Genomic DNA, 23,338 nt, shown 5'->3' with positions numbered 1-23,338 from the left:
ATGGTGCGCGCATGGCTATTGACCGCCTCCGCAGGCCGGCGTCAATCCCGGCCTTGCTGATTGCCGTGCTGATCTGGCTGGCCTCGGCACCGCCGTCGGCGGCCATCACGTTGCTGCGCGATGCCGGTATCGAAAACGCCCTGACCCGGATCTCGGCGCCGCTGCTGCGGGCGGCGGGGCTCAATCCGCGCCGGGTCCGGGTGCTGCTGGTCGATGACAATTCGCTCAATGCCTTCGTGCTGGACAACTCCGCGATCTACATCCACTCAGGACTGATCCTGAAGGTGAAGACGGTGGCCGAGCTGCAGGCGGTGATCGCCCATGAGGCCGCCCATATCGCCAACGGCCATATCGGCCGGCGGATGGAGAACCTGCGCAACGCCCAGGGGCTGGCCGGGCTGGGCCTGGCCCTGGCAGTGATCGCCGCCGCCGCCGGGGCGGGCGATGCGGCGGGGGGCATCGCCATCGGCACCCAGAGCTCGGCCCTGCGCGGCTTTCTGGTCCACACCCGCGCCGAGGAGGCCGCCGCCGACCGCTCGGCCATGGCCTACATGCGCAAGGCCCGGGTCGATCCGCGCGGCATGGTTGGCCTGCACGAGATCTTCCGCGGGCAGGAGCTGCTGAACATCGCCCAGCAGGATCCCTACATGCGCTCCCACCCGCTGACCGCCGACCGCATCCGCGCCGCGAAGGCCTTTGTTGCCGCCTGGAAGGGCAGCGCCGCCCCCGACAGCCGGGCGGACTATCTGTTCGCCCGGATGCGCGGCAAGCTGTCCGCCTTCGAGCGGTCCACCAAGTGGACCATGCGCCGGCTGGGCGACGAGAAATACCGCGACGTGAAGCTGATGCGCGAGGCGGTCGCGCGGCATCGCCAGCGCAACCTTTCGGGCGCGCTGGCGGCCATCGACGGAGCGCTGGCGCTCGAGCCCGGGGACCCCTACTACCTGGACCTGAAAGGACAGATCCTGATGGAGAACCGCAAGTGGGACGCGGCCCTCGCGGCCTGGCGCGCGGCCAGGGCACAGGCCCCGAACGATCCGCTCATCCTGGCCGGGCTGGGCCGCGCCCTGCTGGCGGCGGGACATCCCAAGGCCGCCATCGCCGAGATGGAAAAGGCCCGCTCCCGCGACTGGCGCAACCCGCGCCTGCTGAGGGACATGGCCAATGCCTATGCGCGCACCGGAAAACCCGGGATGGCCGCGGCGGTCACCGCCGAACGCTATGCGGTCATGGGGCGCCTCGACGATGCCGGCCTGCATGCCCGCCGCGCGGTGGCAATGCTGCCCGCGGGATCGCCCGCATGGCAGAGGGCGCAGGACGTTCTGATCGCCGCGGAACGGTTCGAGAAGGAAAAGAAGAAGAAGGGCTGGCGCTGATTGGCGCTGGGCCCTGCAGGGGGGCGGCGCCCCCCTGCACCCCCCGGAGTATTTCCGGCAAGAGGAAGGGCCGTACGACGGGCGAAGGCGGAAAGCCGGGAGGGGCGGTACATGCAGTGTCGTATCCCGCGCATCCGCAAGGAGCGGCGCGGGCGGCGGCTGCGGGCGCTGCCGGCTTCAGCCGCGGGGCCGGCCTGGCGTCTTCTGTGCCTCGATCTCGGCGGCGCGTTTCTCGACCAGCTCGACGATGTGGTCGATCATCCGCTCGTTGGACAGCTTGTGATCGGAGCGGCCGGCCACATAGACCATGCCGTGGCCGGCGCCGCCGCCGGTGAAACCGATATCGGTCATCAGCGCCTCGCCCGGGCCGTTGACCACGCAGCCGATGATGCTCAGGCTCAGCGGCGTGTGGATGTGGGACAGGCGGCGTTCCAGCTCGGCCACCGTGGCGATCACGTCGAAGCCCTGGCGCGCGCAGGAGGGGCAGGAGATGATGTTGACGCCGCGATGGCGCAGGCCCAGAGATTTCAGGATCTCGAAGCCGACCTTCACCTCCTCAACCGGATCGGCCGAAAGCGACACCCGGATGGTGTCGCCGATCCCGGCCCAGAGCAGGTTGCCAAGGCCGATTGCGCTCTTGATCGTGCCGGAGACGAGCCCGCCGGCCTCGGTTATCCCGAGATGGATCGGCGCATCCGTCGCCTCGGCAATGCCCTGATAGGCCGCCGCCGCAAGGAACACGTCCGACGCCTTCACGCTGATCTTGTAATCGTGGAAATCGTGCTCTTCCAGAATGCGGATGTGGTCAAGCGCGCTTTCCACCATCGCCTCGGGGCAGGGTTCGCCGTATTTTTCCAGCAGGTGGCGTTCCAGGCTGCCGGCATTGACGCCGATGCGGATGGCGCAGCCATGGTCCCGGGCGGCGGAGATCACCTCGCGCACGCGGGATTCCTCGCCGATATTGCCGGGATTGATCCGCAGGCAGGCCGCGCCCGCCTCGGCCGCCTCGACGCCGCGGCGATAGTGGAAGTGAATGTCGGCGATGATCGGCACCGGGCTTTCGGCGACGATCTCGCGCAGCGCCCGCGACGAGGCCTCATCGGGCACCGAAACACGCACCAGATCGGCCCCCGCTTCGGCCGCCGCGCGAATCTGCGCCAGGGTGGCGGCGACATCGGTGGTGGGCGTGTTGGTCATGGTCTGCACGGCGATGGGCGCGTCGCCGCCGATGGGGACGTTGCCGACCATGATCTGGCGCGACGGGCGGCGCCGGATTGTGCGCCAGGGGCGCAGGTGATCGTGGGACATGGATTAGCGGTCCGTTGCTTGGTGCACTGCAGTCGCTGGATACGCCGCGCCCGCGCGCTGCGCAATGGCGGCGGCTGCCCGGCCGGGAGGGGACAGTCAGTCCGCAGCGGGATCGGTGGTTTCGGCCTCGGCCACCATGCGCGCCAGGTCGCGGTCCTTCTCGAGGTCGGCCAGTTGGAAGCGTTCGGTCACCGCCTCGACCGACAGCGGCAGGTTCGAGGTGACCACGCCGCGCCGGCCCACAGGGCCGTAATGCCTGCCGTTCACGGCGAAATAGACCGCCCCCGATTCGCCCGCGCGCAGGGTCGGGGGTTCTTCCATCGCCGGAACCTCCCAGCTCTGGCCGCCCTCCATGATGCCTTCGAAGATCACCGTGCCGTCAGCGGCGCTGACCCGCACCCATGACGGGCGCACGGCCACGATGGCAAGTTTGGGCGCCTCGGGCTCGACCACCTGCGGCACCGGGTCGGCCGGGCGCTGCTGCTCGACCGTCCGCTGCACCCGCGGCGGTTCGGGCGCGCGGAAGGTGCCCACGCGGCGCGGATCCAGCGTCGAGATCGGCGCATCGCGCGCCACGAGAATCGGCAAGTCCAGCGCCTGCGGCCGATACAGCCGGTCCAGTGCCCTTGCCGAGGCGGCTGCGGCCGCCGGATCCTCCGGCCCGCCCGAGGCCGGCGACAGGGCGCCGTCAAGCGGATCGAGATCGCTCAGAACCACCGGGGCCTGGTCCACCGGCGCAAGCTGCACCTGCTGGATTTCCTTGAGCACCGCCCAGCCACCATAGCCGATCCCGCCGATCAGCATCAGAAGAACCAGCGCCGAGCCGATGGCGCGTGGCTCGATCCGGCTGAAGAAACCTTCGTCTTCGGGGACAAACGGCGTGCGCGCGCCGAGAAACGGGTCGGCCGGGGCGGCGCCGCGCGCGCCGGAAGCCCCCTCGCGGCGGGGGCCGGACGCCTTCGGCGACAGCCCGTGATCGACCGAGAAGCCGCTTTCCCGGCAGAAGGCATCGAAGGCTTCCTCGGGGTCCATGCCCAGATACCGCGCGTAGGAGCGGACATAGCCGGCCACGAAGCCCGGCGTGTCGAACACCGACGGATCGGCGTTTTCGATCGCCGCGATGTAGCTGGCCTTGATCCGCAGGTCGCGCTGAACGTCCAGCAGCGATTTGCCCAGCGTCGCCCGTTCCCCGCGCATCAGGTCGCCAAGGCGTGTCTCGAAATCATCGAACCCCTTGGGGCCCCTGACCTCTTCCGCCTCCGGTTTGCGCTGGAACTTGCGCTTGATCATCCCCGCTGCCCCATAGTGCCTGCCGATCCCCATGTTCCGACATGACGCGCCAGAACCGACACGACTCTCTTGCGCCGTGTTCTGGCTGCAACTCTATCACAGCGCAAGCGATTCGCACGGAAAAGTGAGGTCAGCCGGCCAGTTCGGCGCGATTCAGCGCACAGTGCGACCACAGCTGGTCCATCGCCCGCACCAGCGCATCGATTTCCCCCGGCCCGTGCACCGGCGAGGGGGTGAAGCGCAGCCGCTCGGTCCCGCGGGGGACGGTGGGGAAGTTGATCGGCTGCACGTAGATGCCGAAATCCTCAAGCAGCATGTCGCTGAGCTGCTTGGTATGCACCGGATCGCCGACGATGACCGGAACGATGTGCGACCCGTGGTCGATGATCGGCAGGCCCAGCGCCTTCAGGCGCATCTTGAGGATCTGCGCATGTTCCTGATGTTTTTCACGGATTTCCGGGTGTTTCTTCAACCACCCGACCGAAGCCGCGGCCCCCGCGGCCACCGCCGGCGGGATCGAGGTGGTGAAGATGAAACCCGGCGCATAGGACCTTATGGCATCGACCATTTTCGCGCTGGCGGCGATATAGCCGCCATGCACGCCGAAGGCCTTGGCCAGAGTGCCGTTGATGATGTCGATGCGGTGCATCAGCCGGTCGCGCTCGGCCACGCCGGCGCCGCGGGGGCCATACATGCCCACGGCATGCACCTCGTCCAGATAGGTCAGCGCGCCGAATTCGTCGGCCAGATCGCAGATCTCCTCGACGGGGCCGAAATCGCCGTCCATGGAGTAGATCGACTCGAAGGCGATCAGCTTGGGCGCATCCGGGTCGTCGGCCTCCAGCAGCGCGCGCAGATGCGCCACGTCGTTGTGGCGGAACACCCGCTTGGCGCCGCCATTGCGGCGGATGCCCTCGATCATCGAGGCGTGGTTGAGCGCATCCGAATAGATGATGAGTCCGGGGAACAGCTTGGGCAGCGTGGAAAGCGTGGCATCGTTGGCGATATAGGCGCTAGTGAACAGCAGCGCCGCCTCCTTGCCATGCAGATCGGCCAGCTCGGCCTCGAGCCGCTTGTGATAGACGGTGGTGCCCGAAATGTTGCGGGTGCCGCCCGAGCCGGCGCCGGTGGCGTCGAGCGCCTCGTGCATGGCCGACAGAACCACCGGGTTCTGCCCCATGCCCAGATAGTCATTGCCGCACCAGACGGTGATTTCCTTCCGCGTCCCGTCCGGGCGCGTCCAGATGGCGCGCGGGAAATGGCCCTGGCGGCGCTCGATGTCGATGAAGGTGCGGTAGCGGCCTTCCTCGTGCAGGCGGTTGATGGCGGCGTCGAGTTTCGCGGTATAGTCCACCGGCTCCTCCATTTCTGGTTCGGGCCTTCCGCCCTGCTTTCGACGCGCGCGCCGCGTCGCATTCAGTTTCATGAATTATTGAATGCTTACTACGTTCGCGCGTTTCGATCAATTCCCGGTTTGCTTAGGGGCGCGACCTGCCGGCTTCAATGATCTGGATCAACCGAACTGGACACCGTCGCACACGCTGATAGGGTCGCCTCCGAATAACACTCCCCGAGGCAGAGGACTACATGTTTCTTGATGACGTTTTGACGCGCATCGACACCGACCTTCCCGCCGCGCTGGAGCGGCTGAAGGCGCTCCTGCGCATCCCCTCCATCTCCACCGATCCGGCCCATGCCGAGGATTGCGAGCGCGCCGCGGACTGGCTTGTCCGTGACCTGCAAGACATTGGTATCAAGGCACAAAAGCGCAAGACCCCGGGCCGCCCGATGGTGGTGGGCCATGTCGATGGCGACGGGCCGCATCTTCTGTTCTACGGCCATTACGACGTCCAGCCCGTGGACCCTCTGGAGCAGTGGACCCACCCGCCCTTCGACCCCGAAATCGAGGACACCGCGCACGGCAAAGTGATCCGCGCGCGAGGGGCAAGCGACGACAAGGGGCAGCTGATGACCTTTGTCGAGGCCTGCCGGGCCTGGCAGGCCGTGCATGGCCGCCTGCCCTGCCGGATCACCTTCTTCTTCGAGGGCGAGGAAGAATCGGGCTCGCCCTCGCTGGTGCCGTTCATGCGCGAAAACGCCGACGAGCTGCGCGCCGATCTGGCGCTGATCTGCGACACCGCGATGGTGGCGCCGGGGGTGCCCTCGATCGCCGGGCAGCTGCGGGGGATGCTCAAGGACGAATTCACCATCCACGGGCCGCGCATCGACCTGCATTCGGGCCATTACGGCGGCCCGGCGCTGAACCCGCTGCACGAGATGGCGCGCATCGTCGCCTCGTTTCACGACCCCGAAACCGGGCGGGTGGCGGTCGAGGGCTTCTACGAAGGCGTCCACGAGGTGCCCGCGGATCTGAAGCGGCAGTGGGAGAATTGCGGCTTCGACGAACGCAGCTACCTTGGATCGGTGGGGTTCACCGTCCCTCATGGCGAGAAGGGCTATTCCACGCTCGAGCAGCAATGGGCGCGCCCGACGCTGGAGGTCAACGGCATGTGGGGCGGCTATACCGGCGCCGGCACCAAGACCGTCATCCCGGCCGAGGCCCATTGCAAGATCACCTGCCGGCTGGTGGGCGACATGGACCCCGACCGCCTGCGCGAGAAGATCCGCGCCCATGTCGAGGCGCGCCTGTCCACCGATGCCCGAGTGAGCTGGGACAACGACCTCGACGGCTCGAAAGCGGCGGTGATGAACACCGACCGCCCCGAATTCGAAGCCGCGCGCCGGGCACTGTCGGAGGAATGGAACCGCGAGGCGGTGATCGTCGGCATGGGCGGCTCGATCCCGATTGCGGGATATTTCAAGGATATCCTCGAGCTCGATGCCATGCTGATCGGCTTTGCCAACGAGGACGACGCCATCCACTCGCCCAACGAGAAATACGACCTGCAGAGCTTTCACAAGGGCATCCGCAGCTGGGCACGGGTGCTGGCGGCCCTGACCCGCAGCCCATAGACGGGGGCACGTCTGCATCCGGTTGCGCCGATCCTGCCAGCACGAAAGCCGGCGGGGCGGAAAGTCGTGCAATGAGAACAGGGTCCGGCTAGCGTCCGAAGTCTCGGCCTTCGGGCCAGCGCGACAGACTTGGCGTCCCGGCGGGCGCTCATTGAAAATCTGACTGATTGCTCGTCCCGGCCTTTCACCCTGAATTTCGTGTTGCCGCGATGTGCGGGAAGCGAAAGAGACAGGGGAGGCCGCAGTCATGGCGGGAATTGTCAACGTTCTGGTCGGAAACATCACAACCGGCGTCACCGCGGAAAGTGGCGGCGATGCCTGGGTCCTGACGCGAGATTCGGGAATCTACGCCAGCTTCGGGCTGGGCAACGCGGCCGGTGCGATGGCGCAGCGGTTCCTGATAGAGGGCACGATCTCGACCTACGGCAACGGCGTCGAGGCCGGCACTGGCGGATACAACCAGCTGACGGTGACGGCGACGGGCATCGTCCAAGGCGGCAATTACGGGCTGCGCGCGGCCGGCACCGTCGGAAACAATGGGGTCGTCAATGCCGGGCTGGTCACCGCCGACCTGACCGGCGTCCATGTCGCCGGCGCCCAAAGCGACATCCTCAACACCGGCATCATCGAGGCCCGATATTTCGGAATTGTTGTCGCCAGCACATTTGCCACCCTTTCCCAGCCGGGGGCCACGATCGTCAACAGCGGGCAGATTTCCGCGGCTACCGGGATCTCCGCCGGGGGCGGGCGCAACACGATCACCAATGACGGACTCATCGCCGGCGGGACCATCTCCATCGTTCTCGGCACCGGCTACGGGATACGCGTCAGTGACGACAACAACACGGTCGCCAACAACGGCACGATTTCCGGCGCAAGCTACGGCATAGGCACCTCCGGCAACGACAACACCGTCACCAATACCGGGCGGATCGAGGCTGCCGGCACCGGGATCCGCATCGGCGAAGGCAACCGGAACATGGTGGTCAACAGCGGAGAGATCAGCGTCGGGGTCGTGCCCTCGGGCTACGCCTTGCCCGGTCACGCCGGGGTCATGTTCCAGGGCCTGACAACGGGCCTGTCCGGCACCTTCCGCAACAGCGGGACGGTCCAGGCGGCCTCGGGCACGGCGGTGAGTGGCAGCATCGGCGACGAAATGGTGGTCAATGACGGCATCCTCGGCGGCTCGGTCCTGCTCGGCAACGGGACGATACTATCGTCAACCGGGGGGACATCTCGGGCGCCGTCAACCTCGGCAACGGCAACGACGTCCTGCGCAGCCTGTCGGGCAGCATCGACGGCGACATCCTGGGCGGAGCGGGCGACGATCTGATTCGGGTGACCGGAACCACGGTGACCGGCTTTCTCAGGGGCGGCGCGGGAGACGACGTCTACGTGATCGACCGCGAGATGCCCGGAACTGCGGGAATCGTCGAAAACCTCGATGAAGGTTTCGACATCATCCGCTCTCATGTCAGCCTCAGCCTGCCGAGCAATGTGGAACAGCTCATCCTCAGGGGCTCGGCGGATCTGACGGGTCAGGGAAATTCCGCGAACAACTCTCTGATCGGCAACCTGGGAGCCAACATCCTTGCCGGTCTGAAAGGCGACGATTTCCTTAACGCCGGCGGTGGCAGCGGCAACCTGCTGCTTGGCGGCCGGGGAAACGACCGGCTTTGCGCGACTTCGGGAGACAACGTGCTGCGCGGTGGCGCGGGAGATGACTCCTTCCTGGTCTACGGGGGCGACAACCGCCTTTTCGGCGGTGTCGGGAACGACGATTTCTCGGTCGGCGAGGGCGCCAACCTGATCTTCGGCGGGCCCAGAACGGACAGCGTCTCGTTCAACCTGTCGTCGGTCGGCGTGACCGTCTACATGGGCGCCAACAAGAAGAACGCAGGCGGCGCCGAAGGCGTACGGCTGAAGGGGATCGAGAACCTCTCGGGATCGGATTTCGACGATCTCCTGGCCGGTGACGGGGGAAACAACCAGCTGTCCGGTGGCTTCGGCAACGACACCTTGAGAGGCGGAGGCGGCGACGACACGCTGATTTCAAGCTACGGGACCGATATTCTCAGGGGCGGAACCGGCGCGGACACGTTCCGGTTCGAGCTGGCCCTCTTTCAGGACGGGGCGAACATCCGCAATGTCATAGCCGACTTCGCCAAGGGAACCGACGTGATCGACCTGTCTTCCATCGACGCCGACCGAAACACCTTCGGCGATCAGGCATTCACCTTCATCGGAACCGCGGCCTTCTCGGGGACGGCCGGAGAGCTGCGCAGCTTCCAGAAAGGCGGAGATACACGTTTCGAAATCGATGTCGATGGCGACGGCGTTCTGGACCTGTCCATAACCCTGATCGGCCTTGTCACCCTGACGGCGGATGACTTCATCCTGTGATCCGTACCATTCGCAGGCCGCGACGTGACCGGCGCAGGAACGTCGACTCGTGTGGACGGAAGGCGGTACCGATGGAAGCTTTGGCTCCGGCGGCAGGGATCGAACCTGCGACCAATTGATTAACAGTCAACTGCTCTACCGCTGAGCTACGCCGGAACGGTGACGGCGATATAGCAACAGGAATTTGGGTCGTCCAGAGGGAAGAGACAAAAAATTTCCGGTTTCGCAGCGCGCCGTCGGACCGCCATCGGGTCGGGTCAGGCCTGCCGGGCGAAGCGGGCCGAAAAGGACAGTTCCCGGTCCGGTGCAACGGCGTTTTTCCCAGCCAGGTCAATCAGATGAGCAAAGACGTTGCGTTCGGCCGCAGCCAGCAGTGCGGCCGGCACATCGGTATAGATCCGCGCCGCCAGCTCGCCCGCCGTGGCCGGCCCGTCGGCAAGGGCGGCAAGAATGGCGGCCTCGCGCCCCAGGCGGTGCTCGATCAGCCAGTCGAGCCGGCCCCTAGGGTCCTCCACCGGTGCGCCATGGCCGGGGTGGAACACCTCCCACCGGCGCGCCCGCAGATCGCGGCAGGAGGCCATGAAATCGGTCAGATCCCCGTCGGGCGGCGAGACCAGCGAACTTGCCCAGCCCATCACGTGATCGGAGGTGAAGCACGCCCCCTCCCAGGCCAGAGCGATGTGATTGCCAAGGTGGCCGGGTGTGTGGATGACTTCCAGCTCCCACCCGTCGCCCTCGATGCGCTGGCCATGGGAAAGCGTGACGTCGGGGCGGAAGTCACGATCGATCCCCTCGCCCCCGCCGGCAAGACCCGAGCGAGCCAGTCGCGACATGACCGCGCTGCGCCCCGCGTCGGGGCCGCCATAGGCCAGCACCGGCGCCCCGGTCCGCCGGGCCAGCGGGCGAGCCAGCGGCGAATGATCCACATGGGTATGGGTGACGATGATATGGGTGATGCGCTGCCCGGGGCGCAGGGCGGCAAGGATCGCCTCCAGATGCGCCTCGATGTCCGGGCCGGGATCGATCACCGCCAGCTCGCGCGTGCCGATCAGGTAGGTATTGGTGCCGCGAAAGGTCATGGGCGAAGGGTTGGGCGCGACCACCCTGCGGATACCGGGGGCCAGCTCGATCGCCTCGCCGGGACGGGGGTCGAAATCGTCGGGAAGGGTGGTCATCCTGCGCTCTCTCCTGCCTGGCCTCGGTGGGCGGGCGCGAAAACCGGTTGGCGGTTTGCGCTCCGGCGCCTTAGGCTTAGCCCATGTCGTTGCGGTGGCTCAAACGCTATGTTCCGCGCAGTCTCTATGCCCGCGCGGCACTGATCCTGATCGCGCCGATCATCACCCTGCAGCTGGTGGTGTCGGTGACCTTCATCCGTCAGGATCTGGAGGACGTCACCACGCAGATGACCCTGACCATCACCCGCGAGTTGCGCCTGATCGAGGCCGAGATGCGCGCCGCCCCCGATCGCGAGACCGCCATTGCCCGCATGAGCCCGATTCTGGAGGCGCTTCGGATGAAGGTTCGCTTCGTCTCCCCGGCCGAGGTGCCGCCGCAGGACATGATTCGCTGGTTCGATTATTCCGCACGCATCGTTCGCGACACCCTGCGCCGGCTGGTGCCGGCGACGCTTTCGGTCGCCTTTCCCGACAACCTCGTGGTGCTGCTGTATGTGGACACCCGTTTCGGCCCGGCCGAGGTGACCATCGGCCGGCGGCGGGTGACAGCCGCGGCGCCGCATCAGCTGATCGTCATCACCATATTCTTCGGGATGCTGATGGCGGTGATCGCCTATCTCTACCTGCGCAACCAGCTGCGCCCGATCAAGCGGCTGGCCGATGCGGCGCAGGCCTTCGGGCGCGGGCGCACCGTGCCCTATTCGCCCTCGGGCGCCACCGAGGTGCGCGCGGCCGGCAATGCCTTTCTCGACATGCGCGCGCGAATCGAACGCCACCTCGAACAGCGCACCCTGATGCTGTCGGGGGTCAGCCACGACCTGCGCACGCCCCTGACCCGGCTCAAGCTGGGCCTGTCGATGCTGGACGAGGAAGACGCGGCCCCCCTGATGCGGGACGTGGACGACATGCAGCGGCTGGTGGATACCTTCCTCGATTTCTCGCGCGGCACGGCCGAGGGCGCACCCAAACCCGTCGATCCCCTCGACTTGGTGGATCGGATCGTCGCCGATGCACGGCGCGCGGGCAAACCCGTGAAACTGATCGAGAAAAGCGGTCAGGGCACCCTGCCCCTGCGGCCGCTGGCAATCCGGCGCGCGGTCGAGAACCTGCTGGCCAATGCCGTGCGCCATGGCAGCCGGGCCGAGGTCTCGGTGGTGCTGACCGAGCGCTCTCTGCGCATCCGGGTCGAGGATGACGGCCCTGGCATTCCACCCGATGCGCGCGAGGCCGCCACCCGGCCCTTCATCCGCCTCGATCCGGCCCGCAACCAGAACCGGGGCGGCGGAGTCGGTCTGGGGCTGGCCATCGCGCTGGACATTGCGCGGGCCCATGGCGGCACCCTGCGGCTGGGCGAAAGCGAGTCCTTGGGCGGGTTGCGGGCCGATATCGTGATCGCCCGCTGATCCGCCCGCAACGCGCCGGGATCAGAAGGCCGCAGTCACAACGCGTCGCGTCCGACAGGATTGGCGCTGTGAGCAACAGAGGGCATGCACCCGCCCGGGTGGGCGCGAATGCGCCCGCCATGGGGGCGGGCGGGCGCATGCCCGGGCCACCTGCGCGCGCCCCGGGCGAAACGAATCCGGTCAGGCGCGACATGCCTGGCTTCCACGGTCAGGAGCCGCCTTCCTCCCCCTGATTTCGCAACAGCGGCAGGACCAGCTTTTGCACCGCAGGCACCAGCATCAGCCCCAGTGCCAGCCCGAACAGCCCGCCCAGCGCCGCGCCGGTCGCCCACCCGGCCGCGGCGCGCAGCCCCTCCGGCAACAGCTGCGCCACCGCCTGCGACCAGCCTTCGACCAGATGCGCCGGAGCGCCGACGCCCATCTCCTCCAGCCCGTGCAGGATGATCGCGCCGCCCACCCACAGCATCGCCGCCGTGCCGATCACGGTCAGCGCCTTCAGAAAGCCCGGCATCACCCGCACCACCCCCCGGCCCAGCGCCCGCACCACCCCCAGCCGGGCGTTGCGGGCAAGATACAGCCCCACATCGTCGGCCTTCACGATGATCGCCACGCTGCCATAGACGACCACCGTGATACCGATGGCGACCAGCGCCAGCGAGGCGGCCTCGGTCCAGAAACCGCTTTCCGGCAGGGCCGCCAGCGCGATGGTCATGATCTCGGCCGACAGGATGAAGTCGGTCTTGATGGCGCCCGCGGCCTTGCGCTCTTCCAGGTGGGCTGGATCGCCCGGCGCGTCCTCGGGCAGGATCGGGTGATCGGGGTCGGGGAACAGCGCGTGCCAGATCTTTTCCGCCCCCTCGAAGCACAGATAGGCCCCGCCGATCATCAGGAGCGGCGAAATCAGCCACGGCGCGAAGGCCGACAGCACCAGCGCCACCGGCAGCAGGTAAAGCAGCTTGTTGCGGAACGACCCCTTGGCGATTTTCCAGATGATCGGAAGTTCGCGGCTGGCCGCGAATCCCTGCACGTATTTCGGCGTCACCGCGGCGTCGTCGATCACCGCTCCGGCCGCCTTGGCCCCCGCCTTGGCCGCCTGCGAGGCCACGTCGTCCAGCGAGGCCGCCGCCACCTTGGCGATGCCCGCAACGTCATCCAGAAGTGCCAGCAGGCCGCTCATGCTCCGTCCCCTTCCGCCCGCCCGATGCCGTTCGCCCCAACCTAGCGCGCGCGCCGCCGGGCGCAAGCCGCGCATGCGGACGATCCACCCGCCCGCCCGCTGCGGGCCGGCGGTGCCAGCGTCTGCGCTCCGGCGTTTACGCTCCGGCGTTTGCGCTAACGCCGCGATGTTTTCGCTAACGCCTTCCGGGACGGGCGCTTTTGGCCCTTTTGCCGCCCCTGCCGCACCGCTATACGGCGCCCGGACAACAGCAGTTCGGAGTGACCCAGCATGACCATAAATGTCGGCATCAACGGTTTTGGCCGCATCGGCCGCTGCACCCTGTCCCATATCGCGGCCAGCGGCCGCGACGACATCAGGGTGGTCAAGGCCAACGCGCCGGGGCCCCTGGAGACCCACGCCCATCTGCTGCGCTACGACAGCGTGCATGGCCGCTTTCCCGGCGAAATCCGCATCGACGGCAACCGGCTGGACCTTGGCCGCGGGCCGATCGAGGTCATGTCCTCCTACGACCCAACCGAACTGGACTGGAGCGGCTGCGACGTGGTGCTGGAATGCACCGGCAAGTTCAACGACGGCGAAAAGGCGAAGATCCACCTGGAAAACGGCGCCGGCGCGGTGCTGATCTCGGCCCCGGCGAAGAACGTGGAAAAGACGGTGGTCTTCGGCGTCAATGACGACCGGCTGGCCCGCGGCGACCGGATGATCTCCAACGGCTCATGCACCACCAACTGCCTGGCCCCGGTGGCCAAGGTGCTGGACGAGGCCTTCGGCATCGAGCACGGGATCATGACCACCATCCACGCCTATACCGGCGACCAGCCGACGCTCGACCGCCGCCACAAGGATATCTACCGCGCCCGCGCCGCGGCCATGTCGATGATCCCCACCACCACCGGCGCGGCCCGGGCGCTGGGCGAGGTGCTGCCGCAGCTGAAGGGCAAGCTGGACGGCTCGGCCATCCGCGTACCCACGCCCAATGTCAGCGCCGTGGACCTGACCTTCCGCGCCGGACGCGACGTGACCGTCGAGGAGGTCAACGAAGCCGTCCGCGCCGCCGCCGAAGGGGCGATGTCGCGGGTGCTGGGATACGAGCCGGCGCCGCTGGTGTCGATCGACTTCAACCACACCGAACAGAGCGCCATCTTCGCCCCCGACCAGACCCGCGTCATGGACGGGCGGCTGGTGCGAATCCTGGCCTGGTATGACAATGAATGGGGCTTTTCCGTGCGCATGGCCGACATGGCGGTGGCCATCGGCCGGCTGAACGCCTGAGCGCACACCGTCCGCCCCCTTTTCGGCGCCCCCCTTGAGACCGCCGGCCCGGATGGCTAAAGCTGTCCGGGCCAATTCGTTTCCGGACCGCCGCCATGACCGACCGCATCGCCCTTTACCTAGGCTTGTTCATCCTGGCGGTGATCGCGGGCGACCTGCTGCTGTTCGGCACCGAACACGTGATATTCCTGGGCAAGAAACTTTACGAACTGATCGAGTGGCTGGCCTTCTGGCGCTGAAGCGCGGCACGGACGGGACGGACCCGCGCCGCCCGCCACACCGGGCGCGTCAGTCGAACCGCGCCCTGAGCGCAGCATTCACCCGCGGCGTGACGAATTCGGACACGTCCCCACCCAGCCGCGCGATTTCCTTGACCAGCTTCGATGAAATCGCCTGCCGCCGCGCATCCGCCATCAGGAACACCGTTTCCACGCTGGCATCCAGCACCCGGTTCATGCCAACCATCTGAAATTCATATTCGAAATCAGCCACCGCACGCAGGCCGCGCACGATGATCTGCGCCCCGACATCATGGGCACAGTCGATCAGCAGGTTCTCGAACGGGTGCGCCACGATCCGGGTCCCGGTCTCGGCGCTCAGCTTGGCGCATTCCTCCTCGATCATCGCCACCCGCTCTTCCAGCGGGAACAGCGGGCCCTTGTCCCGGTTGATCGCCACCCCGATCACCAGCTTGTCCACCAGTGCGGCGGCGCGGCTGATGATGTCGATATGACCCAGAGTGATCGGGTCGAACGTGCCGGGGTAAAGGCCGATGCGCATGGGACTGACTCCTGCGGTTCGTTCGCTGCGGGCAGGCAAACATCAACCGCCGCGCCTTGGCAATACCGCAAAAATACGGAAAGGTTCAGAACCCCTTGATCATGCCTTCCAGGGCTTCCTTTTCCATCTCCAGCTTGGTCAGCTGCGCCTTGACCACGTCGCCGATCGAGACCAGCCCCGCCAGCCTGCCGTCCTCGACCACCGGCATGTGACGGAACCGGCCCTCGGTCATGCGGTTCATCAGCTCGTCCGTCGAGGTCGCCCTGGTGCAGGTTTCCACCTTTCGGGTCATGTAGTTGCCGACCGGCGCCTTGAGGCATCCCTCGCCCGAACGGGCCAGCTCGCGCACGATGTCGCGCTCCGACAGCATCCCTTCGACAGTGGCGCCATCGCCGGAAACCACGACCGCGCCGATCCGCTTCTCGGCCATCAGCCGCGCGGCCTCGGCAACCGTCGCCGTGGGCGCAATGGTCACGGTTTCGGAAAACGGCTTGGAATCGAGAATCTGATGAACGAGCATTCGGGCACCCCTGCAATTATCTTTCGTTTTCAACAGCGTCGCCGCAATATGCGTTCAAGTCAAGTCATCGCTTCCAGACGGGCCACTTCTTCGCGCAGGCCCTCGCACAGGGCATCGGCGAAACGGTTGAGCCTTTCGCTGCGCTGGTCGCCCTGATGGCGGACCAGGTAGAAGCTGCGGGTCAGGTTCACCTGATCGGGCAGAACCTTGCGCAGGGGGCGATGAAACGGCAGGGAAAAATCATGTGCCACGCACAGCCCCGCCCCCTGCATCACCAGCTTGAGCTGCACCGGAACCGAGTTCGAGGCCAGCGGCACCCGGCGGATTCCAAGGTCGGACAGGTAGTCCAGCTCGGAATCGAAGATCATGTCGGGGATGTAGCCGATCATCCGCCGTCCGCGCAGATCGTCAAGGCTTTCCAGCGGCGGGTTGTCCCGCAGATAGCGGCGCGAGGCAACCAGGTGCAGGTGATAGTCGGTGATCTTCTGCACCAGCAGCTGCCCGGCGGTGGGGGGGCTGACGGTGATGGCCATGTCGGCCTCGCGGCGCGAAAGATTGACGATGCGCGGCAGGGCCACGATCTGGATGTCGAGATCGGGATTGGCCGTGGAAATCTGCGCGCAGACCTGCGGCAGCAGCCAGTTCGCGCAGCCATCCGGCGCACCGACCCTGATCTGCCCGGAGAGACTCTCGGAAGGGCCGGCAAGAGCCTCCGAAGCCGCGCGCATGGCCTGTTCGGCCGCTTCCGCATGGGCCAGAAGGCGCTCTCCGGCGGCGCTGAGCGCATAGCCCTGGGGCGACTTGGCAAACAGCGGCACCCGCATCGCCGCCTCCAGCCGGGCGATGCGCCGGCCAACCGTGGCCGGGTCCAGCTTCAGCACGCGCCCCGCCCCCGAGAGGCTTTCCTCGCGCGCCACGGCCAGAAAGATCTTCATGTCGTCCCAATGCGGCTCCATGCTGCTACCTGCACGATTGCAAAACCTTTTTGAAATCTTGCCCCTGTTCTCGGCTTTTTTGCAAGTCTATCCTGCGCCCGAGCATTCAGGAGGAGTCCCCCATGAAGGAACTGACCCACTACATCAACGGTGCCCATGTCAAGGGACAGTCGGGCCGTTTCGCCGATGTCTACAACCCGGCCACCGGCGAGGTGCAGGCGCGGGTGCCGCTGGCCAACGCCGAAGAGCTGGCCTTTGCGGTGGATGTGGCAGCCGATGCGCAGCCGGGCTGGGCGGCGGTCAACCCGCAGCGCCGGGCGCGGGTGCTGATGGAGTTCGTCCGGCTGCTCAACCGCGACATGGACAAGCTGGCCGAGGCGCTGAGCCGCGAGCACGGCAAGACCTTCCCCGACGCCAAGGGCGACGTGCAACGCGGGCTCGAAGTGGTCGAATACTGCATCGGCGCGCCGCAGCTGCTGAAGGGCGAGTTCACCGACGGCGCCGGCCCCGGCATCGACATCTACTCGATGCGCCAGCCGCTGGGCGTCAGCGCCGGCATCACGCCGTTCAACTTCCCGGCCATGATCCCGATGTGGATGTTCGCGCCCGCCATCGCCTGCGGCAACGCCTTCATCCTCAAGCCGTCCGAGCGCGACCCCTCGGTGCCGCTGATGCTGGCCGAGCTGCTGGAAGAGGCCGGCCTGCCCAAGGGCATCCTGCAGGTGGTCAATGGCGACAAGGAGGCGGTGGACGCCATCCTCGACCATCCCACCATCCAGTCGATCGGTTTCGTGGGCTCGACCCCGATTGCCGAATACATCTATGGCCGCGGCTGTTCCAACGGCAAGCGGGTGCAGTGCTTCGGCGGGGCCAAGAACCACATGATCATCATGCCCGATGCCGACATGGACCAGGCGGCGGATGCGCTGGTGGGCGCGGGCTATGGTGCGGCCGGCGAACGCTGCATGGCCATTTCCGTGGCCGTGCCGGTGGGCGACGAAACCGCCGACCGGCTGATCGAGAAGCTGGTGCCGCGGATCGAGAAGCTCAAGGTCGGCCCCTACACCGCCGGCGACGACATCGATTACGGCCCGCTGGTCACCCGCGAGGCGAAAGAGCGGGTTCTGGGCCTGGTTAATTCCGGCATCGAACAGGGCGCCAGGCTGGTGGTGGACGGGCGCGACTTCACCCTGCAGGGCTATGAGAACGGCTTTTTCGTGGGTCCGCACCTCTTTGACCACGTGACCCCGGAAATGGACATCTACAAGCAGGAGATCTTCGGCCCGGTCCTGTCCACCGTGCGCGCGGGCTCCTACGAGGAGGCGCTGAAGCTGGCCATGGATCACGAATACGGCAATGGCACCGCCATCTTCACCCGCGATGGCGATACGGCACGCGACTTTGCGCACCGGATCAATATCGGCATGGTCGGCATCAACGTGCCGATCCCGGTGCCGCTGGCCTATCACACCTTCGGCGGCTGGAAGAAATCGGCCTTCGGCGATCTCAACCAGCACGGGCCCGACGCGTTCCGCTTCTACACGCGGACCAAGACGGTCACCTCGCGCTGGCCCAGCGGCATCAAGGAAGGCGGCGAGTTCCACTTCAAGGCGATGGACTGATCCCATCGTCCCGCTTGCGAACGGGCGTCACACGCAGTCGTGAATGTCTGCGGGTGGCGCCCGCCTTGATTTGCACCCGCGCGCCCAACATTTTCTTTCCTGCGACAAAGGGAGGAAACAGATGAGCGCGAACATGAACAGACGCAGGCTGCTGGCCACGGGTGCGGCGGGCATGGCCGGCGTGGCCCTGTCCGCCCTGCCCGCGCGGGCGGGCATGGACGGGCAGTTGCACGAGGTCGAGATCAAGGGCTTCAAGTTCCGCCCGGCGAAACTGAAGGTCCGCCCCGGCGATACCGTCCGCTGGACCAACCGCGACAGCGCCCCGCACAATGCGACGGCGGCGAACGGCAGCTGGCAGACCGCCACCCTGCGCAAGGGCCAGTCGGCCGAAATCAAGGTCAAGGCGGGGATGAGCAAGAACTACATCTGCTCGATCCACCCGAGCATGAAGGCCAGGCTGGTGATCGAAAGCGCCTGACAGGTCCCGGCTACAGGGCGCGGAACTGCGCCTCCTGGCGCGCCGTCCACTCCACGGTCAGGTCGAACCCGTCTTCGACCTGACGTTCGTTGCGCACCACCTCCTGCTCATACAGCCAGGCGCGGCGGCGGCCCTCGTCGAAGCCCAGGTGCATGCGGGTTTCGTGGCGCGCCTCCTGCAGCAGCGCGGCGATCCTGGCCAGAAGTTCGTCCAGCCCCTCGCCGGTGGTTGCCGAAATGGCGACCACCGACTCGTCGCGCGCCGCCCGTGCCAGCGCCGCGGCGCGCGCCTGCCCGTCCAGCCGGTCGATCTTGTTCCAGACCTCCAGCCGCGGCCGGCCCTCGTCCACGCCGAGCGAGGCCAGAATCGCCTCCACGTCGCGGGCCTGTTCCTCTGTCTCGGGGTGCGAGATGTCGCGCACATGCACGATCAGGTCGGCCGAGAGCACCTCTTCCAGCGTCGCCCGGAACGCGGCCACCAGCTCGGTCGGCAGATCCGAGATGAACCCTACCGTGTCGGACAGGATCACCTGCGCCCCGCCCGCCAGCCTGACCCGCCGCATGGTCGGATCGAGCGTGGCGAAAAGCATGTCCCGCGCCATCACCCCCGAGCCGGTGAGCCGGTTGAACAGGGTCGATTTGCCGGCATTGGTATAGCCGACCAGCGCCACGATCGGATAGGGCACGCGGGCACGCGCCTTGCGGTGCAGCTCGCGCGTCTTGACCACCTTGTCGAGCTGCCGGCGCAGGCGCACGAGCTGTTCGTCGATAGCCCGCCGGTCGGCCTCGATCTGGGTCTCGCCGGGCCCGCCGACGAATCCCAGCCCGCCGCGCTGACGCTCCAGATGGGTCCAGGCCCGCACCAGCCGGGTGCGCTGATAGTTCAGCGCCGCCATCTCCACCTGCAGCACGCCCTCCTTCGTGCGCGCGCGGTCGGAGAAGATTTCCAGGATCAGCCCGGTGCGGTCGAGGATCTTGACCTTCCATGCCTTTTCCAGGTTGCGCTGCTGAACCGGCGTGACGGGGCCGTCGATCAGCACAAGGTCGATCTCTTCGGCGGCGAAGCGCGCCTTCAGTTCCTCGATCTTTCCGGCCCCGAACAGAAGCCCCGCATGGGGTCTGGGCAGGGGCACGACCTCGGATCCCGCCACCTCGACACCGGGCAGCGCCCGGGCCAGGGCCACCGCCTCTTCCAGCGCCGGCCCGGGGGCGCGGCGATTTTCCCTGCTGCGGATGTCGGGATGCAGGACCCAGGCCCGGGTCTGCCTCCGGCCATGTTCCCTCAAGCGCCGTTTTCGCCTTCGTAGAGGTTGATCGGCTGCGACGGCATGACGGTGGAAATCGCGTGCTTGTAGACAAGCTGCGACTGCCCGTCCCGGCGCAGCAGGACGCAGAAGTTGTCGAACCAGGTGATCACGCCCTGAAGCTTGACCCCGTTGATGAGGAAAATCGTGACCGGAACCTTGGTCTTGCGCACATGATTGAGGAATGCATCCTGCAGGTTCTGTCTGTCCGAAGCCATGATATGAAAAACTCGCCCTTTTTCTTGTTTCGCGCCAGAACACGGCGCGCCCCCTTTGGCGTGAGTATGTCTTGCCCCGCGCGGAGTTTCCACCACAAAAATTCACAAGTGCAGGGTATTGTCCATGCCCGGCGCCCGAAAGGGCGGGCCCGCCCCCTCAGTGCCGCCACAGATCCGGGGTCAGAAGCGCGATGATGGCCAGCGTTTCCAGCCGCCCCAGCACCATCGCCCCGGACAGGACCAGCTTGGCCGCGTCGCTCAGCTCGGCCAAGCGGATCGGTGTCTCGGCGGCTACCTCGATCAGCGGGCCAGTGGTGGAAAGCGCGGCGATGCTCAGCACCATGGCCTCTTCGAAGCCCGATCCCAGCGCCGCAAGGGCAAGGCTGACCCCGGCCAGGGACAACGCGAACAGCATGAAGAAGATCCAGGCGATGAAGGCGCCATCGCGGCGGATGCGGCGGTTGCCGTCGGCGCCGCTGCCCACCGACGAGGGATGCACCAGGCGTTCCAGCTCGCGCCGGCCGTTGAGATACAGCACATAGACGCGCAACAGCTTCACCCCTCCGGCGGTGGTGGCCACCCCGCCGCCGACCAGCGCCAGCCCCAGAAGGATCAGCCCCGGCGAGCCAAGCCCCGACCATTGCTGCGCCTCGGTCCAGTCGGCGCTGACGAAACCGGTGGTGGTCAGGAAGGACATGACCGTGAACACTCCGCCCCACAGCGCCCTGACGCCCATCATGGGATCGGCCGCGGCGTTCACGTCCAGCGCCGCCAGCCAGTGCCGCACGAACAGCAGCAGCGGCAGGCCCAGCACGATCACCAACCCGGCCCGGAATTCCGGATCGCGGTCGAGGCGCGCCTCGCCCCGGTTGGCCGTGTCCGAAGAAAAGGTCAGCCGCGAGAGCGCGAAGAACATGAACAGGAAGACGATCGCCTCTCCGGTCACGCCCGAAGCGCCGCCCGAAAGCCCGCCCACCGGGGAAATCCCCGACGTCGCCATGACCGACATGGCATGGCTGATCGCCACCAGCGGCGCATCCCCGGCAAGGCGCAGCAGGATCCAGATCACCACCGTCAGCGCCACATAGACCGGGGTCAGCGTCGCGGTGACGCGCAGCAGGCGCAGGCGCGGCTCGACGGCGCGCCCGCCGGAGCTCACTACCGGCGCCTGGCCCGGCTGGCCCCGGGTCGTCACCTCGAACCCGCCCAGCGACAGCGGCGCCAGGATCGCCGAGGCCGCAATCCACATGAGCAGCCCGCCCAGCCAGCCCACCTCGGCCCGCCAGAGGTGAACCGAAGGGTCCAGCCGCCCCGGATCGGTGAACAGATTGGCCCCGGTGGTGGTGATGGCGCTGACCATGTCGAAATAGGCATTGAGGAACGAGGTGGTCCGCACCGCCCAGAACATCGGCAGCGCCAGGAAGACCGGCAGCACCACGAAGGTGGCCAGCAGCACCAGCAGCTGGCCCAGCGTGCCGCGGCGCGAGCGGCGCCCGCGCATGGCCAGCCCGATCAGCGCCACGCAGAACAGCCCGATCAGGCCGGAATAGAAGAAGGCGCGCGACACCGCGTGCTGGCCGCGGATCAGCGCATGGGCGGCCGGGATCCAGGTGCCCAGCGCGAACACCCCCCAGACCAGGAGAAACAGCGGCAGCTCCATGAGAATGCCGACAGGGGCATTCCGGGTTCCGTGAGAGGCGGCACGCCGGGCCATGGTCAGAAATAGTCGAACGACACCTGCAGGAGCCGTTCAAGCTCGGGCACATCCGCCGCCATGGCGAAGATCGCCACCACGTCGCCGGCTTCGATCCGCAGGTCGGAATCGGGGCGCAACACCTCGTCGCCCTTGCGCACCGCGCCGACCAGGACGCCTTCGGGGAAGTCGATGTCGCGCAGCTTCTGCCCGGCCATGGGCGAGGTCGAGAGAACCTCGGCCTGGATGATCTCGGCCTCGGCATCGCCCAGCGAATAGACCCGCTGGACGCGGCCGTGGCGGATGTGGCGCAGGATCGAACTCACGGTCGTGGCCCGCGGGTTGATATAGGCATCGATCCCCAGCGGGGTTGCCAGCGGCACCAGCGTCGGATCGTTGATGAGCGAGATCGCGAAGGGGCAGCCTTCGGCCTTGGCCCGCACCGCGGCCAGCATGTTGGTCTTGTCGTCGTCGGTCACCGCCAGAACCGCATCGGCGCGTTCCACCCCGGCCTCGGCCAGAAGCTGGCTGTCCAGCCCGTCGCCATGCAGGACGATGGTCCGTTCCAGCTGCTCGGCGGCGTGTTCGGCGCGGGCGCGGTTGCGTTCGATCACCTTGACCCGCGGCCGGCCCTTGCGGCTTTCCAGATCCCTGGCCACCGCCAGGCCGACATTGCCGCCGCCGATGATCACCACCCGGGTGAGCGCTCCGGCGGTCTTGCCGAAGATCTCCAGCGTGCGGCCGACATCTTCCACATGCGTGAAGACATAGCATTCATCGCCCGGAAACAGCTGGTCGTCCGCCTCGGGCGCGAACAGGACACCCTCGCGGCGGATGCCGACGACGATCGAGCGCAGGGTGGAGAACAGGTCGGTCAGCTGGCGCAGGGCGGTATTGGTGATCGGGCAGTCCTCGTCCACCTTGATGCCGAGAAGCTGCGCCTTGCCGTCCATGAAGGTTTCCACGTCGAAGGTGGCCGGCGCCGCCAGCCGCCGCATCGCAGCCGCCGCCACCTCGCGTTCGGGGCTGATGACCTCGTTGATCGGCAGGTGATCCTTGAAATTCGGCCCCGAAGGCACCGGGACCAGATAGGACTGCGCCCGGATCCGGGCGATCTTCTGCTTGATGCCGAACACCGAATGGGCCACCTGGCAGGTGACCATGTTGACCTCGTCCGAATGGGTCGCGGCAATGATCATGTCGGCATCCTGGGCGCCGGCACGTTCCAGCACGTCCGGGTGGCTGGCAAAGCCCGCCACCCCCTGCACGTCAAGCCATTCGGTGGCGCGCCGCACCAGATCGGCATCACTGTCCACGACCGTGACATCGTTGTTCTCGCTCGCCAGATGACGGGCGATCTGCCAGCCCACCTGACCGGCGCCGCAGATGATGACCTTCATGACCCGTGG

Annotated in this window: 21 protein-coding genes and 1 tRNA gene; 9 read left to right on the top strand and 13 right to left on the bottom strand. The window is 67.0% G+C overall.

Features of this window, described 5'->3' with window-relative positions:
• Positions 1–11: 11 nt before the first annotated feature.
• Positions 12–1,376: a M48 family metalloprotease gene (locus tag ACZ5CM_RS06545; protein ID WP_464641993.1), complete on the top strand. Its 1,365-nt coding sequence runs from the start codon at positions 12–14 to the stop codon at positions 1,374–1,376.
• Positions 1,377–1,553: 177 nt separating this feature from the next.
• On the opposite strand, the gene ispG is transcribed toward ACZ5CM_RS06545, so the two are convergent.
• The 3 genes from ispG to hemA all read right to left on the bottom strand — a co-directional run bounded on the left by ispG (position 1,554) and on the right by hemA (position 5,328).
• Positions 1,554–2,684, bottom strand: a complete 1,131-nt coding sequence (ispG, locus tag ACZ5CM_RS06540) for a flavodoxin-dependent (E)-4-hydroxy-3-methylbut-2-enyl-diphosphate synthase (protein ID WP_464641992.1) — start codon at positions 2,682–2,684, stop codon at positions 1,554–1,556.
• Between the two features lie 96 nt (positions 2,685–2,780).
• Positions 2,781–3,974 (bottom strand): helix-turn-helix domain-containing protein, encoded by a 1,194-nt coding sequence (locus ACZ5CM_RS06535; RefSeq protein WP_464641990.1) that lies wholly within the window; start codon positions 3,972–3,974, stop codon positions 2,781–2,783.
• A gap of 130 nt (positions 3,975–4,104) precedes the next feature.
• On the bottom strand, positions 4,105–5,328 hold the full coding sequence (gene hemA, locus ACZ5CM_RS06530) for a 5-aminolevulinate synthase (protein ID WP_464642521.1): 1,224 nt from the start codon (positions 5,326–5,328) through the stop codon (positions 4,105–4,107).
• Between the two features lie 233 nt (positions 5,329–5,561).
• Here hemA and ACZ5CM_RS06525 point away from each other — a divergent pair, with 233 nt between their 5' ends.
• The 3 genes from ACZ5CM_RS06525 (at position 5,562) to ACZ5CM_RS06515 (ending at position 9,350) form a co-directional block, all read left to right on the top strand.
• Positions 5,562–6,947 carry a dipeptidase gene (locus tag ACZ5CM_RS06525; protein ID WP_464641988.1) on the top strand — a complete coding sequence of 462 codons (1,386 nt, stop codon included), beginning with the start codon at positions 5,562–5,564 and terminating at the stop codon, positions 6,945–6,947.
• Positions 6,948–7,194: 247 nt separating this feature from the next.
• Entirely contained in the window at positions 7,195–8,280 is a 1,086-nt protein-coding gene (locus tag ACZ5CM_RS06520; RefSeq protein ID WP_464641986.1) for a hypothetical protein, read from the top strand.
• Positions 8,281–8,285: 5 nt separating this feature from the next.
• Complete coding sequence (locus tag ACZ5CM_RS06515) at positions 8,286–9,350, top strand: calcium-binding protein (RefSeq protein ID WP_464641984.1); 1,065 nt, start codon at positions 8,286–8,288, stop codon at positions 9,348–9,350.
• Positions 9,351–9,431: 81 nt separating this feature from the next.
• Here the strand turns inward: ACZ5CM_RS06515 and ACZ5CM_RS06510 are convergent.
• Both ACZ5CM_RS06510 and ACZ5CM_RS06505 read right to left on the bottom strand, forming a co-directional pair.
• Positions 9,432–9,506 (bottom strand) — tRNA-Asn (locus ACZ5CM_RS06510).
• Between the two features lie 101 nt (positions 9,507–9,607).
• Entirely contained in the window at positions 9,608–10,525 is a 918-nt protein-coding gene (locus ACZ5CM_RS06505) for an MBL fold metallo-hydrolase (RefSeq protein WP_464641982.1), read from the bottom strand.
• Between the two features lie 83 nt (positions 10,526–10,608).
• On the opposite strand from ACZ5CM_RS06505, the gene ACZ5CM_RS06500 reads away from it, so the two are divergent.
• Positions 10,609–11,928 carry an ATP-binding protein gene (locus ACZ5CM_RS06500; protein WP_464641981.1) on the top strand — a complete coding sequence of 440 codons (1,320 nt, stop codon included), beginning with the start codon at positions 10,609–10,611 and terminating at the stop codon, positions 11,926–11,928.
• 208 nt (positions 11,929–12,136) lie between these two features.
• On the opposite strand, the gene ACZ5CM_RS06495 is transcribed toward ACZ5CM_RS06500, so the two are convergent.
• Entirely contained in the window at positions 12,137–13,105 is a 969-nt protein-coding gene (locus ACZ5CM_RS06495) for a DUF808 domain-containing protein (protein ID WP_464641979.1), read from the bottom strand.
• Between the two features lie 270 nt (positions 13,106–13,375).
• Here ACZ5CM_RS06495 and gap point away from each other — a divergent pair, with 270 nt between their 5' ends.
• Together gap and ACZ5CM_RS06485 are read left to right on the top strand one after the other, a co-directional pair.
• Complete coding sequence (gap, locus tag ACZ5CM_RS06490) at positions 13,376–14,380, top strand: type I glyceraldehyde-3-phosphate dehydrogenase (protein WP_464641977.1); 1,005 nt, start codon at positions 13,376–13,378, stop codon at positions 14,378–14,380.
• Positions 14,381–14,475: 95 nt separating this feature from the next.
• Entirely contained in the window at positions 14,476–14,619 is a 144-nt protein-coding gene (locus ACZ5CM_RS06485) for a hypothetical protein (protein WP_464641976.1), read from the top strand.
• 49 nt (positions 14,620–14,668) lie between these two features.
• Here the strand turns inward: ACZ5CM_RS06485 and coaD are convergent, their stop codons facing one another.
• The 3 genes from coaD to ACZ5CM_RS06470 form a co-directional block, all read right to left on the bottom strand.
• On the bottom strand, positions 14,669–15,160 hold the full coding sequence (gene coaD, locus ACZ5CM_RS06480) for a pantetheine-phosphate adenylyltransferase (protein WP_464641974.1): 492 nt from the start codon (positions 15,158–15,160) through the stop codon (positions 14,669–14,671).
• An 85-nt stretch (positions 15,161–15,245) separates the two neighbouring features.
• Positions 15,246–15,680 carry a CBS domain-containing protein gene (locus ACZ5CM_RS06475; protein ID WP_464641972.1) on the bottom strand — a complete coding sequence of 145 codons (435 nt, stop codon included), beginning with the start codon at positions 15,678–15,680 and terminating at the stop codon, positions 15,246–15,248.
• A 59-nt stretch (positions 15,681–15,739) separates the two neighbouring features.
• Positions 15,740–16,636, bottom strand: a complete 897-nt coding sequence (locus ACZ5CM_RS06470) for a LysR family transcriptional regulator (protein ID WP_464641971.1) — start codon at positions 16,634–16,636, stop codon at positions 15,740–15,742.
• A 101-nt stretch (positions 16,637–16,737) separates the two neighbouring features.
• Here ACZ5CM_RS06470 and ACZ5CM_RS06465 point away from each other — a divergent pair, with 101 nt between their 5' ends.
• Together ACZ5CM_RS06465 and ACZ5CM_RS06460 are read left to right on the top strand one after the other, a co-directional pair.
• Positions 16,738–18,237 carry a CoA-acylating methylmalonate-semialdehyde dehydrogenase gene (locus ACZ5CM_RS06465; RefSeq protein ID WP_464641969.1) on the top strand — a complete coding sequence of 500 codons (1,500 nt, stop codon included), beginning with the start codon at positions 16,738–16,740 and terminating at the stop codon, positions 18,235–18,237.
• Between the two features lie 133 nt (positions 18,238–18,370).
• Positions 18,371–18,715: a cupredoxin domain-containing protein gene (locus tag ACZ5CM_RS06460; RefSeq protein WP_464641967.1), complete on the top strand. Its 345-nt coding sequence runs from the start codon at positions 18,371–18,373 to the stop codon at positions 18,713–18,715.
• A gap of 10 nt (positions 18,716–18,725) precedes the next feature.
• Here ACZ5CM_RS06460 and hflX read toward each other — a convergent pair whose 3' ends face one another.
• From hflX to trkA, 4 genes are all read right to left on the bottom strand, one after another.
• Positions 18,726–20,000, bottom strand: coding sequence for a GTPase HflX (gene hflX, locus ACZ5CM_RS06455; RefSeq protein WP_464641965.1), 1,275 nt, complete (start codon positions 19,998–20,000; stop codon positions 18,726–18,728).
• Positions 19,997–20,236, bottom strand: a complete 240-nt coding sequence (gene hfq, locus ACZ5CM_RS06450; RefSeq protein ID WP_464641964.1) for an RNA chaperone Hfq — start codon at positions 20,234–20,236, stop codon at positions 19,997–19,999. Before hfq ends, hflX begins: the two co-directional genes overlap by 4 nt.
• A gap of 157 nt (positions 20,237–20,393) precedes the next feature.
• A complete protein-coding gene (locus ACZ5CM_RS06445; RefSeq protein WP_464641962.1) occupies positions 20,394–21,950 on the bottom strand; it encodes a TrkH family potassium uptake protein in 1,557 nt (518 codons plus the stop codon).
• Between the two features lie 2 nt (positions 21,951–21,952).
• A complete protein-coding gene (trkA, locus tag ACZ5CM_RS06440; protein WP_464641960.1) occupies positions 21,953–23,329 on the bottom strand; it encodes a Trk system potassium transporter TrkA in 1,377 nt (458 codons plus the stop codon).
• Positions 23,330–23,338: the final 9 nt, after the last annotated feature.

It is taken from the genome of Piezobacter thermophilus, from assembly GCF_055386745.1.
This window is presented reverse-complemented; position numbering and strand designations above follow the sequence as displayed.